This window comes from Kitasatospora sp. NPDC059747, assembly GCF_042732955.1.
Lineage (GTDB): Bacteria > Actinomycetota > Actinomycetes > Streptomycetales > Streptomycetaceae > Kitasatospora.
This window is the reverse complement of record NZ_JBHWGV010000086.1, coordinates 25,417-40,647: the sequence shown is the minus strand read 5'-3', so window position 1 is coordinate 40,647 and position 15,231 is coordinate 25,417. Positions and strand designations below refer to the sequence as shown.

Here is a 15,231-nt window from a genome sequence, read left to right as displayed (position 1 = left end):
GGCGGCTCCTACGGCGGGGGCGCGGGCTCGCGGGGGGGCTCCGGCTCGTCCGGGCGGGACCCCCGCCGCGACGACCGCAGGGACGACCGGCGCGACGACCGGCGCGACGACCGCCGCTTCCCGGACCGCCCGCTGCGGCCCGAGGAGCGGCGCTACGACCGCCCCGAGTTCGGCGGCGGCCCCAACGCCACCCCCGCCCGCGGCAGCTTCGCCGGCCGGCGCCCCGGCCCGGCGCCGCGCCCGCGCCGCGAGGGCCAGGGTGCCCCGGGCGACCCGCGCCGTCAGCCGCAGCGCTCGCGCGAGCTCCAGGCCAGGATCGAGGACGCCGTCCTCGCCCGGCACGACAAGCCCGCCGTCAAGCTGCCCAAGACCTTCGGCGAGCCCGAGGGCGAGCGCCTGCAGAAGGTCCTGGCCCGGGCCGGCATCGGCAGCCGCCGCGCCTGCGAGGAGCTGATCGAGCAGGGCCGCGTCGAGGTCAACGGCAGGACCGTGACCGAGCAGGGCAAGCGCGTCGACCCGCAGAAGGACGAGATCAAGGTCGACGGCCTGACCGTCGCCACCCAGTCCTACCTGTTCTTCGCGCTCAACAAGCCGGCCGGCGTCGTCTCCACCATGGAGGACCCGGAAGGCCGCCAGTGCCTCGGCGACTACGTGACCAACCGGGAGACCCGGCTGTTCCACGTCGGCCGCCTGGACACCGAGACCGAGGGCATCATCCTGCTCACCAACCACGGCGAGCTGGCCCACCGCCTCACCCACCCCAAGTACGGCGTGACCAAGACCTACCTGGCCGCCATCCAGGGCCCGATCCCGCGCGACCTGGGCAAGCAGCTCGCCCAGGGCGTCGAGCTGGAGGACGGCTACGCCCGCGCCGACAGCTTCAAGGTCATCTCGAACGTCGGCAAGAACTACCTGGTCGAGGTCACCCTGCACGAGGGCCGCAAGCACATCGTGCGCCGGATGCTGGCCGAGGTCGGCTTCCCGGTCGAGAAGCTCGTGCGCACCCACTTCGGCCCGATCGCGCTGGGCGACCAGAAGTCGGGCTGGCTGCGCCGCCTCACCAACCCCGAGGTCGGCCAGCTGATGCACGAGGTCGGCCTGTAGGGCCCCGGTTCACCGACAGTTCTCCGGAGGGTCTCCCGCCCGTGGTGGCGGGGGACCCTCCGGCGTGTGTGTGAGCCGGGACGCACCCGCTGGTCACGGCCTTGTCAGCGCCGTGATCCGTGGCAGAGGATGGCCATCTGACCACCGCCGCGCCACGTGGCGGGAGTGCGCCAGGGCGGGCGCCGGTGGGGGCGAACAGGGGGAGACCGCGTCGTGTCCGATGCACCACTCAGCGCACTGGGACTGGCCGAGCCGGACGGGCAGGTCTACGCCGCGCTGGTGGCCAACCCGCAGTCCACCGCGGAGGACCTGGCCGAGACCTGCGGGCTGACCCTCCAGCAGAGCGTGCGCGCGCTCGACCGGCTCGCCCAGCAGGGCATGGCCACCCGCGCGCCGGTGGACCGCCAGCGCTACCTGCCGGTCGCCCCCGACGTCGCGATCGGGACCCTGATAGGCCATCGCGAGTCCGAACTGCGCCACGCGCGCGCCGAGATGCACCGGCTGATGGACGCCTTCCGGGAGGCGTCGCGCTACACCGACCCGGCGCACTCGGTCGAGGTGCTCACCGGCGGCGAGGCGATCGCCCAGCGGCTGGAGCACATCACCGAGACCAGCCAGTACCAGGTGCGCGGCTTCGACTGCCCGCCGTACATCCAGGACCCGGTGGGGCTCATGCCGACGCAGCGCGACCGGCTGCGCGAGGGGCTGCGCTTCCGGACCATCTACGACCGGGAGGCGGTCGCCTGGCCGGGTCGGCTGGAGAAGAACATCCTGGTCGGCGTCGCGGACGGCGAGGAGGCGCGGGTCCGGCCCACGCTGCCGATGAAGATGATCATCTCGGACGACCGGATGGCGATCATCCCGATCAGCGTCGGCGACAGCGTCCTCGACGCCGCCTACGTCATCCATCCCTCGGCGCTGCTCCAGGCGCTGGACACCCTGTTCGAGGCCGAGTGGGAGCGGGCCGTCCAGCTCCAGGCCGCGATCGGCGCGACGGACACGGCGCTGGAGCCGGCGGCCGACCACCGCAAGCTGCTGGGCCTGCTGGCGGCCGGCCTGACCGACGAGTCGATCGCCCGCTCGCTCGGCTGGAGCGCCCGCACCACCCAGCGCCGGCTGCAGAGCCTGATGCGGGCGCTGGGCGCCACCACCCGCTTCCAGGCCGGCATGGCGGCGCGGGAGCGCGGGTGGCTGTGAGCCCGCGGCCTGACGGTCGTCGAGGGCCCGGCTTCGGGGCCCGGCTCTTGCGGGCTCAGCTCCAGGGCGTGAGGGAGGCCCAGCGGCCGTCCGGGCCGCGCAGGACCTTCTCCAGGCCCACCACGGCGGACCGGTTCAGCCGGCCGTAGATGTGCGGGAACTGCACGCCGGGCGTGGCCCCGGGCGGCGGTGCGCCGTGCGGGGCCTCCCACTTGACCATCGGTTCCACCAGCGACTCCTCGATCAGCAGCACCATCAGCGGATCGGGGGCGTCGGCGAAGAAGTGGTTGGCCACCGCGAGCGCGGTCCGCTCGTCCGCCGAGCAGTGGATGAACCCGTCGGTGAGCAGCGAGGCGGCGGCGTACGGGCGGCCGGGGTCGGCCAGCCAGTCGTCCAGGGGTGCGAGGTGGAGGATCATGTTCCTTTTGTACCCGGTTCGGTCCCTCTGGTGCTGAGCGGGCTGGTGCTGATCCGGTGTCACTCCGGCGCGGGTGTCAGAGTCCGGCCACCTTCGAGGAGGCCGAGACCTCGTACACCAGCGTGACCGTCCGGCGGGCGCCCGGGCCGAGCGGCACGTCCCAGCGGACGATGCCCTCGGCGTCGAAGGCGTCCGGGGCCGGGGTGCACTCCTCCTTGCGCAGCCGCACCTCCACCGCCGACACCTCCGAGACCGGCACCCGCTCGCGGACCGTGACGACCTGCTCGTCCCGCTCCTCCGGGCCGGAGAACCGGGACAGGTGCAGCCGGACCTTCCGGGTGGTCGTCTGGCGGCCGGTGAGCCCGGCGGTGGCCTGCCGCTCCTCGGTCTCGCGGACCACCCGGTAGCCGTCCGAGCTGCCGAACGCCAGCTCGGCCTCGGCGCCGGCCGCGGTGAAGCGCAGTTCGCCCCGGCCGGTGAAGCCGCTGCCGCGGACCAGCTCGACCGGGCCGGCCAGCAGCGGGTGCCCGGCCGCGTTGCGGAACCGGACCACCTGGGTGACCAGCGGGGACAGCTCCGGCGCGCACGCGTACTCGCTGCTCGCCGGTGTGTCGAAGCCGCCCAGCGGCACCCGGTGCGCCCGGCCGTCGGACGGCACGGTGGCCGGGGCGGGCGCGGGCAGCACCCGGACCTCGCCGCCGTCGTCCACGCCCGGCACGGCGGCGTCCGGGGCGAGCGTGCCGACCGTCTCCTCGCGCAGCTCGACCTCGACCGTCCGGCGCTCCTCGGTGGTGCGCTCGCGCAGCATCAGGACGTCCTCGGTGATCGCGGGCGGGGCGGTGGCGAGGGCGGAGCGGGCGGTGGAGAAGGTGAGCCGCGCGCCGGTCCAGTCCTCGCCGGTGCGCTGCCAGACGACGGCCTCCGACTCCAGGCGCAGGCTCCCGCCGGCGAGGGTGGCGCGGTAGGACGGGCGCCAGAGCGCGCACGGCACCAGGTGGCTGACGGTCAGCGTGCCGGGGCCGGCCGAGGCGGCCTCGACGGTGAGGTCCAGGTGGGCGACCAGCTCGGCCGGCTCCTCCTCGGCCTCGTCGAGCGCGGTCAGCGCCTGCGAGCGCTCCTCCTCCAGGCGGCGCAGCCGGGAGCGGGTGGCGCGCAGTTCCTCGCCGTGGCGCTCGCGCTCGGCGTCCACCCGGTCCAGCTCGCGCGTCCAGCGGGCGCGTTCGACCTCGCCGACGCCGGCGCCCTCGCCGACCTCGCGCAGGAGGTCGGCGGAGAGCTGGGCGAGCAGCGCCAGCCGGGCCTCCAGGCGGGTGCGGGCCTGGTCGGTCAGCCGGGTCTCGGCGTCCAGTTCGTGCAGCCGGTGGCGCAGTTCGGAGTCCTCCGGGCCCGGCGGCTGCGGGGAGCGCGGGGTCCAGCTGCGCACCAGGCGGGCGTCCAGGACGCGGCTGCCGGGGGTGCCGCTCTCGGCGCGCAGGGTGCGGTCTACGGCGAGCGCGGTGAGCGGGCCCAGGCGCAGGCGCTGGACGCCCGCGACGAGGTCGACCGTCGTCGTGCGCTCGACCTGGCTGCGGTCCTCCAGGCAGGTGACGGCGGTGACGGGGAGGGGGATGGTTCCGGTCATTCTCAGTTCCTCCGGTTTCCGCCGACGATGGCCTTTCCGGCCGGGATCTTGATCTGGTAGCCGCCGTCGAGCTCGGCGCGCCCGCCCGGGGGCAGTTCGACCCGCCAGAGCCGGCTGCTGGGCGGGCACTCCGGGGTCGGGACCGTCGGGGCGTGCCAGTCGGCGCGCTCCTCGATCCGGATCTCGGCGTCGGAGGAGACCGGCACGCGCTCGCGGACCTCGACGGTGACGGCCCGGCCGAGCCGGTTCGCCAGTTCGACGTGCACCCGGTGGTCGAGCACGGTGCTGTTGTTCAGCACGTTCAGCTTGCCCGCGGCGGCCTCGTGCAGCTCGGTGCGGCGCGCCACCTCGATGCTCTCGGTGACGCCGATGCCCACCCGCCGCACCCCGCCGGGGGCGAGCGTGGGCAGGGCGGCGGTGAGCAGGAACTCGTCGTCCACGGTGACCTCGACCGGGCCGGCCAGGACGGCGCGGTCGGTGCGGTTGGCGAGGACGAGCGTCGCGTACACCTTCTCCTCGACGGCGGGGACGGTGACGTACTCGGGGCGGACGGACAGCGGGATCTCGTCCACCGTGACGGTGTGCCAGGTGCCGTCCGACGGGATGTCGGCGGGGGCGGCGGCGTCGAAGCGGTGGTCGAAGGAGCCGGCCGAGACGCGCGGCGCCACGGCGTGCCGGGGCAGGCGCAGGCCGCGCACGCGGCCGAGGCCGCCGAGGGCGCCGGGGCTGCCGGGGCCCGTGTCCGGCGTGGCGGCGGGCGGGCGGAGGGTGCCGCGGCGGGCGGCGGGCTCGTCGGGGCCGGCCAGGACGAGCTCGGGGTAGTCGAGCAGGGCCGCGGCGGGGGTGAGGCCGCCGTGGGCCGTCGGCGGGCCGTCGTTCCAGACGTCGGCGGATTCGACGGCGCCGGCGCGCTTGCGGTGGGCCATGCGCTTCATGGCCTCGGGCGGTGCGGACCGGGCGGCCGGGGCGGCTCCGGGCACGGGCGCCGGGGCGCCGAAGGCGGCGGGGGCGGGGCCGCCGGGCGCGACCGGTGCCGGGGGCCCCGACTGGGGGACCGGAGCGCCGCCGTAGCCGGCGAAGCCGGGGCCGGGCGGGGGCGGCGATGCGGGCAGCGGGTAGTCGCCGTCGGCGGCGTCCAGGGTGCCGCCGCCGCGCCCGCTCACGCCGTACGGACTGCCGCCGGGGCGAGCGGCGCGTCCCGGGCGGCCGGGCGGCGCGGGCTGGGGCGCGGACGGGCGGGGCTGTTGCAGCCAGGCCGGGGGGCTGGGCGTCGGCGCCGAGACGGCGAGCGGGCCGCCGCCGCGGGGCCGGGGCCTGCCGGGCAGCTCGTCGGCCGCGTCGTAGCCGGAGAACAGGTCGGACAGACCGCTCGGGGGCTCGCGCCAGCCGGACGGCGGCGGCGCGGGCTGGCTGCGGCCGATCCGCAGCGAGCGCAGCCTGGGCAGGTCGGTGCGGCGGTCGAGGTCGGCGGTGGACAGCGCGAGCCGGACGCCCGTCCAGTCCTCGCCGGTCTGCTGGGCGACGGAGGCGCGCAGGACGAGGCGGCCGGTGTCGGCGCCGTGCCGGTAGGACAGCCGGTAGGCGGGGATCCAGCGGGCGGCGGCGACGCCGTACTCCAGCTCGATCTCCAGGTGGGCGGGGGTGGCGGGGGTGACGGGGGTGGGTGCGGCGGTGTCCGGTTCGTCGGCGGTGGGGGTGCCGGCGGGGGTGGGTGCGGCCGTGGCCGGTTCGCCGGCGGGGGCGGGGGCGGTCGTCAGAGTGAGCAGGACGGTGGTGGCCGTCTCCACCGGGTGGGACGGTCCTGCGGTGGACGCGCGCTCCAGCCGGTCGTTGATCAACTCGCAGGCATGGTCAGCGAGTTCGATCTCCCGGGTGAGCTGCTCGGCGCGCGCCTGGAGTCCGGCCAGCCGCTCGTCGACGAACTCGGCCAGCTCCAGCCACGCGTCGGCGGGGGTGCGCCGCAGGACTTCGTCGGGCCGCCGCCGCTGCGGCGGCACCGCGCGCAGGTCGCTCGTCTCGGCGATCGACGCGAGGACCAGGCGGTGGCGTTCGACGAGGGCGCTCAGGTGCTCCCTGGCCTCGTCCAATTCCCGTCGGAGGGAGGGGAGTTCGGACTCGTCGCGGATCTCGGCGAGCTGCTCCACGCGCGCCTCGGTCACGGCCGTGCCGGCCGGGCCGGCGAGCACCCGGGCGCGCAGCGAGCGGCCGTCCAGCGTGCGGGGCAGGCCCGTCAGCCGCAGGCGGCCGTCGGCCGGGACGGGCACGGTGGCCCGGCGGCGGCAGACCGCGCCCTCGGCGTACACCACGACCGAGTCGAGGACCGACGGGTGCGCCGGTACGGCCGCCGGTTTCCGCCGCTCGACCTCGCCACTGTGCTGATCGTCCATGCGCAACCCCTTCGTTCGCGTCCTGCCGCCTGCGCCGACGGTCTCTGCTCGGGCGGCCAGTCTGCCCCGCTTCCGGGCGGGCGTCTCCGGAATTCGCCCGCGCGGTGGCGTGTGCACTCTGTGGGACGGGGGCCGGGTGTCGGCGGTTCTCTCCGGTGGTGGGGCGGGTCGCTGTGGTGGCGGGGTGGTTCTCCCCGGTGGTGGGGCGGGCCTCTCCGGTGGTGGGGTGGGTGGTGGGCGCGAGGGCGGGGGCCATGCGAGAGGATGGGGCGAGCACACCCCGGCCCGCCGGCCAGGCCCGTGAACAGGCCCGTGAAGGAGAGCGACCCGCCATGCGCACTGCCGTCGTCGTCGGCACCGGACTCATCGGCACCTCCGCCGCCCTCGCCCTGACCGGCCGCGGGCTGACCGTCCACCTGGAGGACGCCGACCCGGACGCCGCCCGCACGGCCGCCTCGCTCGGCGCGGGCACCACCGAACCCGCCGACGGCCCGGTCGACCTCGCGGTCATCGCCGTCCCGCCCGCGCTGGTCGGCAAGGTGCTCGCCGACTGCCAGCGCCGCAACCTGGCCCGCTGGTACACCGACGTTGCGAGCGTCAAGGAGGGCCCGCGGGCCGAGGTCGCCGCGCTCGGCTGCGACACCGTCCACTACATCGGCAGCCACCCGATGGCCGGCCGTGAGCGCTCCGGCCCGCTGGCCGCCCGCGCCGACCTCTTCGAGGGCCGGCCCTGGGTGCTCACCCCCACCGCCGACACCGACACCGAGACGCTCAACGCCGCCCTGGAGCTCGTCGCGCTGTGCGGCGCGATGCCGATCGTCATGGACGCCGCCGCGCACGACCGGGCGGTCGCACTCGTGTCGCACGCCCCGCAGCTGGTGTCCTCGCTGGTCGCCGCCCGGCTGGAGCACGCCGACGAGACGGCGATAAGGCTCTCCGGGCAGGGCGTCCGGGACGTCACCCGGATCGCCGCCTCCAACCCCGGCATGTGGGTCGACATCCTCTCCGCCAACGCGGGCGCCGTCGCCGACATCCTGGAGGAGGTCGCCGCGGACCTCGGCGAGACCGTCACCGCGCTGCGCGCCCTGGACGCCGCCGAGGAGGCCGAACGCCGCTCGGGCGCGGCCGGCATCGAGGCCGTCATGCGGCGCGGCAACACCGGGCAGGCCCGCATCCCGGGCAAGCACGGCGCGCCGCCCACCCGGTACGAGACCGTGTCGGTCGTCCTCGGCGACCAGCCCGGCGAGCTCGGCCGCCTCTTCGGCGAGGTCGGCGCGGCCGGGGTCAACATCGAGGACGTCGTCATCGAGCACTCCGACGGGCAGCAGGTCGGCTTCGTCCAGCTGTCCGTCGCCCCGGCGGCCGTGAAGCCGCTGACGGCGGCGCTGCGGGCGAGCGGGTGGAGCGTGCGGGACTGAGGGCCCTGGAAGAGCGGGCAGAGCGTGCGGGGCCGAGGGGCGCGGGGGAGCTGTCGTGATCGTCGAGATACCACTCGGTGAAGGCCAGGAGCCGGGCGACGTGGGGGAGTTGGACGTCGTCGGGAACGACGCGTTCCTGGCGGCCGTGGTGGGTGGGGAGTTCCGCCTCCACCACCGCAGTGCGGTCTCGTTGCTGGCCGCCCCGGCGGAACGGCAGCGGCCGGCCGGGGACGAGCCGACGTGGAGCCTGCTGCTGCGGGCGGCGCACGTCGCGTTCTGCGGGCACCTGCCGCTGAGCCTGTCGCCGGACGTGCTCTGGTACGCGGTGGTGCACGAGGTGGCCGTCCACGTGCGCCTGAACGCGGACCTGTACGCGGGGGTGTTCGGCGCGGACCCGTCGGGGGAGAAGCGTCCGATCGTCGTACGGGACAACTCCCTGCTGGGCCCGGAGCCGGACTGGGCCGCGTCGATCCGCCTGGTGCGCGAGCCGCTGGCGGAGGCGGTGGGGGCGGAACTCGTCGAGCTGTTCCGGCCGGACTTCTCGACGACCACGCCGGACGACGTCTCGTCCGTGCTGGTCGCGCTGATGGACGTCGTCAGCCCCTACTACGAGTTCCGGTGGGAGACGCTGTGCGGCATCCCCCGGGTCCGCCTGGAGGGGACCGCGAACGACTGGGCGCTGCTGGCGGAGCGGGTCGGCGAGCTGGCGCCGTGGTTCGAGCCGCTCGCGCCCTGGTTCGCGGAGCTGCGCCCGGTGCTGAGGGTCCTGGCGCGGACGGCGGCCGGCTGGCCGGTGGACCAGGAGTTCTGGCGCTCGCTGTACAAGTGGCGGTCGGACTCCGGCGGGGACCTCGTCTCCGGGTGGATCACGGCCTTCTTCGCCCACACCCGGAGGCCCTCCGGTCCGGAGCCGCGGACGGTCTTCGGGTGGCGGGGGCTGTCCTTCGAGGAGAACGCCTTTCCGTCGCACGTCTCGACGGTGCCCTTCGCGTGGGGCAGGCCGGACGGGCAGCTCACGATGGCCTTCCTGGGCGGGGTGCTCGGCATCGAGCGGGACGGCGAGTACGTCCGGCCCCGGCTGGGGAACGCGGTCGTGGAGCCACTGGGGCGGTAGGGCCGTCGGGGCGGTCGGGGCTGGCGGGGCGGGGGCCCGCGCCGGTCCATTAACCTTGAGGGAGACAATCCCCGGCCGCATGCCTGTTCAACGCCTGCCCACTGGCCGTCCAGGCGCCGGATCCCATGCTCAGAGAGAGGTTCGACCCCGTGGACACTGCCGACCGAGCGCACGCCCCGGTCGTCGTCGCCATCGACGGACCCTCCGGTTCGGGCAAGTCGACCGTCTCGCGCGCCGTGGCCGCCCGGCTGGGCCTGAGCTTCCTGGACACCGGTGCCATGTACCGGGCGATGACCTGGTGGATGCTGGCCAACGACGTCGACACGGACGACGCGGAGGCGGTGGCCGTCGCGTGCGGCAAGCCGGTGATCGTGTCGGGGACGGACGCCGACGGGCCCACCATCACCGTGGACGGGCAGGACGTGTCCGGCCCGATCCGCGGCCCCGAGGTGACGGCGCGGGTCAGCGCCGTGTCCGCGGTGCCGGCGGTGCGCACCCGGCTGGTCGAGCTGCAGCGCGGCTGCGCCGGGGTCGCCGAGCGCGGCATCGTCGCGGAGGGTCGGGACATGGGGACCGTGGTGTTCCCGGACGCCACCGTCAAGATCTTCCTGACCGCCTCCGAGACCGCCCGTGCCGAGCGCCGGGCGGCCGAGCTGCGCGCCAAGGGCGTCGACGAGGCGACCATCACCGCGATGGCCGCCGACCTCGCCCGCCGGGACGCCGCCGACTCCTCCCGGAAGACGGCCCCGCTGACCCAGGCCGCCGACGCGGTCCTGGTGGACACCAGCGACCTCACGCTGGAGCAGGTCATCGGGCGGATCGTCGCCCTGGTGGAGGAGCGGGCCGGCCTGTCGTCGGTGTGATCCTTCATGGGGGTGGCCCGCCGGGCTCCGGCCCCGGGTGATCCCGAACGAACTGCGGCACCGCCGAGGTGCCGCAGGAGAAGTACTCGCGCTGCCCCGAGCGGGGCAGGTACGCACGGCGCGCCCCTGGGAAGGGCCGGGCCGGGAAACGGAACAGACGAACATGACCGCAGAGCACGCCACCGGCCACGGTGAGCTGGACGACGCCGAGTACGCCGAGTTCATGGCCCTCGCCGCCGAAGAGGGCTTCGACCCCGACGACGTGTACGGCCTCGACGCCGCCGAGCACCTCCGGCTGCCGGTGCTGGCCATCGTCGGCCGCCCGAACGTCGGCAAGTCGACCCTCGTGAACCGCATCATCGGCCGCCGCGAGGCCGTCGTCGAGGACAAGCCGGGCGTCACCCGCGACCGGGTCAGCTACGAGGCCAGCTGGAACGGCCGCCGCTTCAAGGTCGTCGACACCGGCGGCTGGGAGATCGACGTCCTCGGCATCGACGCGATGGTGGCCGCCCAGGCCGAGCTCGGCATCGAGCAGGCCGACGCGGTGCTGTTCGTCGTCGACGCCACCGTCGGCGCCACCGACACCGACGAGGCCCTGATCAAGATCATCCGCCGGGCCGGCAAGCCGACCGTCCTGTGCGCCAACAAGGTCGACGGCCAGTCCACCGAGGCCGAGGCCGCCTACCTGTGGTCCCTCGGCCTGGGCGAGCCGTACCCCGTCTCGGCCCTCCACGGCCGCGGCTCCGGCGACCTGCTCGACGCCGTCATGGCCGCCCTGCCCGAGGCCCCGCCGCAGACCTTCGGCGGCGCCGCCCCCGGCGGCCCGCGCCGCGTCGCGCTGATCGGGCGCCCGAACGTCGGCAAGTCCAGCCTGCTCAACAAGGTCGCCGGCGAGGAGCGCGTCGTCGTCAACGAGCTGGCCGGCACCACCCGCGACCCGGTCGACGAGATGATCGAACTCGGTGGCAAGACCTGGAAGTTCGTCGACACGGCCGGCATCCGCCGCCGCGTCCACCTCACCGCCGGCGCCGACTTCTACGCCTCGCTGCGCACCGCCTCCGCGCTGGAGAAGGCCGAGGTCGCGGTCGTCCTGATCGACGCCAGCGAGACCCTGGCCGAGCAGGACACCCGCATCATCTCGATGGCCGTCGAGGCCGGGCGCGCCGTCGTCATCGCCTACAACAAGTGGGACCAGCTCGACGAGGAGCGCCGCTACTACCTGGAGCGCGAGATCGAGCGCGACCTCGTCCAGGTGCAGTGGGCCCCGCGCGTCAACGTCTCGGCCAAGACCGGCCGGCACATGGAGAGGCTCGTCCCGGCGATCGAGACCGCGCTGGACGGCTGGGAGACCCGCATCCCGACCGCCCGCCTGAACGCCTTCCTCGGCGAGCTCGTCGCCTCCCACCCGCACCCGATCCGCGGCGGCAAGCAGCCGCGCATCCTGTTCGGCACCCAGGCGGGCTCCCGTCCGCCGCGCTTCGTGCTGTTCGCCTCGGGCTTCCTGGAGGCGGGCTACCGCCGCTTCATCGAGCGCCGGCTGCGCGAGGAGTTCGGCTTCGTCGGGACGCCGATCTCGATCTCGGTGCGCGTGCGGGAGAAGCGCAACAAGAAGAAGTAGTAGTCGCACCGGCACCGCTTGGTGCGTGGGGCCGTAGGCGCCCGCGCACCTTCGCGAGTGAGGGCCTCGTCGCTTCGGCGGCGGGGCCCTCGGTCGTTCGGTGGTGCCTGGTACGGGTGGCCTGGTGGTGCCTGGTCGGGTCGTTCGGTGGTGCCCGGTGGTGCCCGGTGGTGCCCGGCCCGGTTCGGGCGGCGGGTCAGTGGTGGTCGCCCATGCGGCCCGGCGGGAGGGACAGCATCTGCCGGTGCCGGCCGCCGGCGGCGGCGGACGGGGCCGTGCCCATCATCGGGGACGGGACCGGGGGCGGCGCGGGCATCGGGTGGGGCACCTGGCCCGGCGAGCCGAGGAAGCCGGCGGCCACCCATCCCTGGCCGTTGGTGAACTGCGGTGCGGGCTGGACCTGGTGGCCGTTCGGCTGGTGGTGCCCGCCGGGGTGGTGGTTCGTGATGTGGTGATGGCCGGTGGCGTGGGGGCCGGCCGGGTGGTTTCCGGTGGTCTGGTGCCCGGTGCTGTGGTGTCCCGTCGGGTGGTGGCCGGTGGCGTGCTGCATGGCCTGTCCGTAGCCGTCGCTCGTGGGGTTGGCGGGGTGCGGGTTCGCCTGCTGGGCGGGCATGAACTGCGGCAGGCCCGCCGCCTGGCCCCCGTAGGTCTGGAACGCCTGCTGCTGCGGGTACGACCGCGGGTCCACTGGTAGCGGGTACCCCTCCCGGATCGCGAAGCCGGTGAACTTCAGGTCCTCCTCGCCCGACCGGTCGCCCGGCAGCGCGCGGAACAGCCGCCGGTACTCGGAGTACAGCTCGTCGTAGATCGGCGTCGTCGAGTGGGGGTGCTCGGCGTCGTACGACGGGCGCATGCCCGGGATCGATCGGGGGACGGTGGCGGTCCTGCCGGGGGTCGCGGAGACGTCGTAGCTGTACACACAGGGGCCAACGAGCGAAGTCGTCCGGGGATGCGGGGGCGGGGGACCCGGCCGGAAGGTGGCCTATGCCGATCGGAGGGCCGCCTTCCGGCCGTGGGGGCGTCGGGCCGGGGTGGTGCGGGGTGTTGCGGCGTGCTGCGGGGTGTTGCGGTGTGGGGTGGTCGATGCGCGGGGGCGCGGGCCGGGCGGCGCGGTGGGGTGGGGTGGCGTGGGGCGGGGGTACGGCTCAGGTGCCGGCGAGCGGGAGGGAGGCGGCGACGACCCGGCCCATCGACACCGCGCGCTCCAGCGCCTGGCGGAGCAGGTCCTCGCGCGGCTGTCGGCCGACCGTCCCGGCCGGTACGGCGTACATCGTCACCTCGGACAGCTGACTCGCGGCCAGCCGCCACGCGTCCGTCACCTGGAGCGGCTGGTGCGCCTGCCACCAGCCGGTGCTGCCGCCGGCCGCCGCGGGCTGCAGGATCGCGTGCAGCTTGCCCATGGCCACCAGGACCGACCAGCCCGGGAGTTGGTCGGGCGTCTCGTCGAGGTCGGCGACGGGCTGGAAGCCGGCGTCCTGGAGCAGGTCGAGGAACTCGTCCTCGCCGGTGGTGTTGCCCGGCCGGCCGACCGGCCCGGTCGGCTCGACCACGAGCGACGCGTGACCGACCTTGCCGTGCAGCACCAGGCCGCAGGTGATGCCGAGGATGGCGGCCTGGCCGGGGGCGCTGGGCCGGTCGTCGGCGACCGGGGCGCCAAGCGCCGGGGTGGTCGCCGCGGGGATCGGGGCGGTGGGCGTCACCACGGCGGACGGCGCGGGCGCGTTGACGGCGGGGAGGCCCGGCGTGTCGGTCTGGGCCTGGTTGATGCTGCGGACGGCTCCGGCCAGCTGCTCCTCCGCCACCGGCACCACCTGGGACGGGATGCAGCGGGCGTGGGCGAAGGCGAGCACGGCGGTCTCGTCTCCCACGAACAGCACCGTGCTGGTGGGGTCCGAGTAGGTGTCACCGGGAGTGCGGCAGGAGGTGCACTCGTAGCTGTCGGGTGCGCGGTCGCCGCCGAGGAGGCGGTCGGCCTCGTCGTCGCCGATCTCGGACCGGACCTCGTCGCTGACGTCGAGCATGCGCGGCACAGGGTCTCCTGGAGTGGGTCTTGATTGCGGTTACGGGGAGGTCGCCATAACCAACGGACCCCTGTGTCAGGCGTCACGGGTGGTCGTCGAGGCTGACGGGAATTGCCCCGGATCCGACCGCAGTGCGTGTTCCTGTGGTCGCAATGTGTCGATGTCGTGGGCGGGCCTGCCGGAATGAAACCGTGAGGTAGGTCACCCGGCCTGGATGTTTGATCTTGGAAGTAGTGGCCAAAACGGACAATTCAGGCAGGATTGTGTTGTCGTTACCACTGGTAACCCTTGCGTGAGCTGGGCAGACCGTTCGGGTTTTGGTTTCCCCGCCGACCGCCTCGTAGCTTCTTGGACGGCGCAACGAGCGCCACCCGGGTTCACCCCCGACGCACAGCCCGCCGGTCCCGCACCGGCAGCGGCACGTGCCCGCCGACGCGACCGCTCGAACAGGTCGTCGGCGAGCGGCTGGGTGGCCGGGGCGGCAGCGGCACGTCCGACACGTGCACGGCCGTCCGACGGACGCGGCAAGGAACGCGGCCCCTTCCAGGGCCTGGTTCCGCCTGCCCGCCCGGGGCTGTCGAGAGGAACCCCATGACCTTCCGTCACGAGACCGCCGCTGCCACCACCTCCACCGCCACCAAGCGCAACCGCGTGCGCATGGCGGTCGTCGCGGGCGCCGCCGTCGCGGCCCTGCCGGTGGCCGGCCTCGTCACGGCCACCTCGGCCTCCGCCGCCCCCGTCTCCACCTGGGACGCCGTCGCCCAGTGCGAGAGCGGCGGCAACTGGGCCATCAACACGGGCAACGGCTTCTACGGCGGCCTGCAGTTCACCTCCAGCACCTGGGCCGCCTTCGGCGGCACCGCCTACGCCTCGCAGGCCAACCAGGCCACCAAGGCGCAGCAGATCTCCGTCGCGGAGAAGGTCCTCGCCTCGCAGGGCCCGGGCGCCTGGCCCGTGTGCTCCGTCAAGGCCGGCCTGACCAAGGGCGGGGCCCCGGCCGCCGTCGACACCTCGGCCGGCGCGAACACCGCCAAGCCGACCGCTCCGGCCGCGAAGCCGGCCGCCCCGGCTGCCAAGCCGGCTGCTCCGGCCGCTCCGGCCGCGAAGCCCACCCAGGCCCCGAAGGCCGACGCCGCCGTGAAGGCCGCGCCGAAGGCCGACAAGGGCGCGCAGTCCTGGAACCGCTCGAACGACGCCAAGCCCGTCGCTCCGGCTGCTCCGGCCAAGGGTGGCAGCTACACCGTCAAGTCCGGTGACACGCTGAGCGCCATCGCCGCCGCGCAGGGCCTCGACTGGCACGACCTGTACAAGAACAACGCCAAGGTCGTCGGCGGCAACCCGGACCTGATCTTCCCGGGCCAGGTCCTGAGCATCTGACGTAGATCGGTGTGTCCCCCCCGCGGTGGGCCCCGGGAGAACCGGGGGGGAGCCAACGGGGGGCGGGGGGGGGGCGGGGTGGGGTGGCACGCG

The 15,231-nt window shown here is 74.9% G+C and carries 12 protein-coding genes; 7 read left to right on the top strand and 5 right to left on the bottom strand.

The features are described 5' to 3' along the window. On the top strand, positions 1–1,104 hold a 1,104-nt coding region (locus ACFV4G_RS30700), incomplete at its 5' end, for a pseudouridine synthase (RefSeq protein WP_380445378.1). A gap of 213 nt (positions 1,105–1,317) precedes the next feature. Further along, positions 1,318–2,301 carry a helix-turn-helix domain-containing protein gene (locus ACFV4G_RS30695; protein ID WP_380445377.1) on the top strand — a complete coding sequence of 328 codons (984 nt, stop codon included), beginning with the start codon at positions 1,318–1,320 and terminating at the stop codon, positions 2,299–2,301. 55 nt (positions 2,302–2,356) lie between these two features. On the opposite strand, the gene ACFV4G_RS30690 is transcribed toward ACFV4G_RS30695, so the two are convergent. The 3 genes from ACFV4G_RS30690 to ACFV4G_RS30680 form a co-directional block, all read right to left on the bottom strand. Continuing rightward, complete coding sequence (locus ACFV4G_RS30690; protein WP_380445376.1) at positions 2,357–2,719, bottom strand: DUF952 domain-containing protein; 363 nt, start codon at positions 2,717–2,719, stop codon at positions 2,357–2,359. A gap of 76 nt (positions 2,720–2,795) precedes the next feature. After that, positions 2,796–4,340, bottom strand: a complete 1,545-nt coding sequence (locus ACFV4G_RS30685) for a mucoidy inhibitor MuiA family protein (RefSeq protein WP_380445375.1) — start codon at positions 4,338–4,340, stop codon at positions 2,796–2,798. A 2-nt stretch (positions 4,341–4,342) separates the two neighbouring features. Beyond that, positions 4,343–6,727, bottom strand: coding sequence for a DUF4139 domain-containing protein (locus tag ACFV4G_RS30680; protein ID WP_380445374.1), 2,385 nt, complete (start codon positions 6,725–6,727; stop codon positions 4,343–4,345). A gap of 332 nt (positions 6,728–7,059) precedes the next feature. On the opposite strand from ACFV4G_RS30680, the gene ACFV4G_RS30675 reads away from it, so the two are divergent. The 4 genes from ACFV4G_RS30675 to der all read left to right on the top strand — a co-directional run bounded on the left by ACFV4G_RS30675 (position 7,060) and on the right by der (position 11,740). Beyond that, entirely contained in the window at positions 7,060–8,145 is a 1,086-nt protein-coding gene (locus tag ACFV4G_RS30675; protein ID WP_380445373.1) for a prephenate dehydrogenase, read from the top strand. A 55-nt stretch (positions 8,146–8,200) separates the two neighbouring features. Beyond that, entirely contained in the window at positions 8,201–9,259 is a 1,059-nt protein-coding gene (locus ACFV4G_RS30670) for a DUF4419 domain-containing protein (RefSeq protein ID WP_380445372.1), read from the top strand. Between the two features lie 125 nt (positions 9,260–9,384). Continuing rightward, a complete protein-coding gene (gene cmk, locus ACFV4G_RS30665; protein ID WP_359965486.1) occupies positions 9,385–10,122 on the top strand; it encodes a (d)CMP kinase in 738 nt (245 codons plus the stop codon). A 163-nt stretch (positions 10,123–10,285) separates the two neighbouring features. Beyond that, complete coding sequence (gene der, locus ACFV4G_RS30660) at positions 10,286–11,740, top strand: ribosome biogenesis GTPase Der (protein ID WP_380445371.1); 1,455 nt, start codon at positions 10,286–10,288, stop codon at positions 11,738–11,740. A gap of 196 nt (positions 11,741–11,936) precedes the next feature. Here der and ACFV4G_RS30655 read toward each other — a convergent pair whose 3' ends face one another. Next, complete coding sequence (locus tag ACFV4G_RS30655; RefSeq protein WP_380445370.1) at positions 11,937–12,659, bottom strand: hypothetical protein; 723 nt, start codon at positions 12,657–12,659, stop codon at positions 11,937–11,939. Between the two features lie 226 nt (positions 12,660–12,885). Beyond that, entirely contained in the window at positions 12,886–13,770 is an 885-nt protein-coding gene (locus ACFV4G_RS30650; RefSeq protein ID WP_380445369.1) for a hypothetical protein, read from the bottom strand. 582 nt (positions 13,771–14,352) lie between these two features. Here ACFV4G_RS30650 and ACFV4G_RS30645 point away from each other — a divergent pair. Then, positions 14,353–15,138: a transglycosylase family protein gene (locus ACFV4G_RS30645; protein WP_380445368.1), complete on the top strand. Its 786-nt coding sequence runs from the start codon at positions 14,353–14,355 to the stop codon at positions 15,136–15,138. Positions 15,139–15,231: the final 93 nt, after the last annotated feature.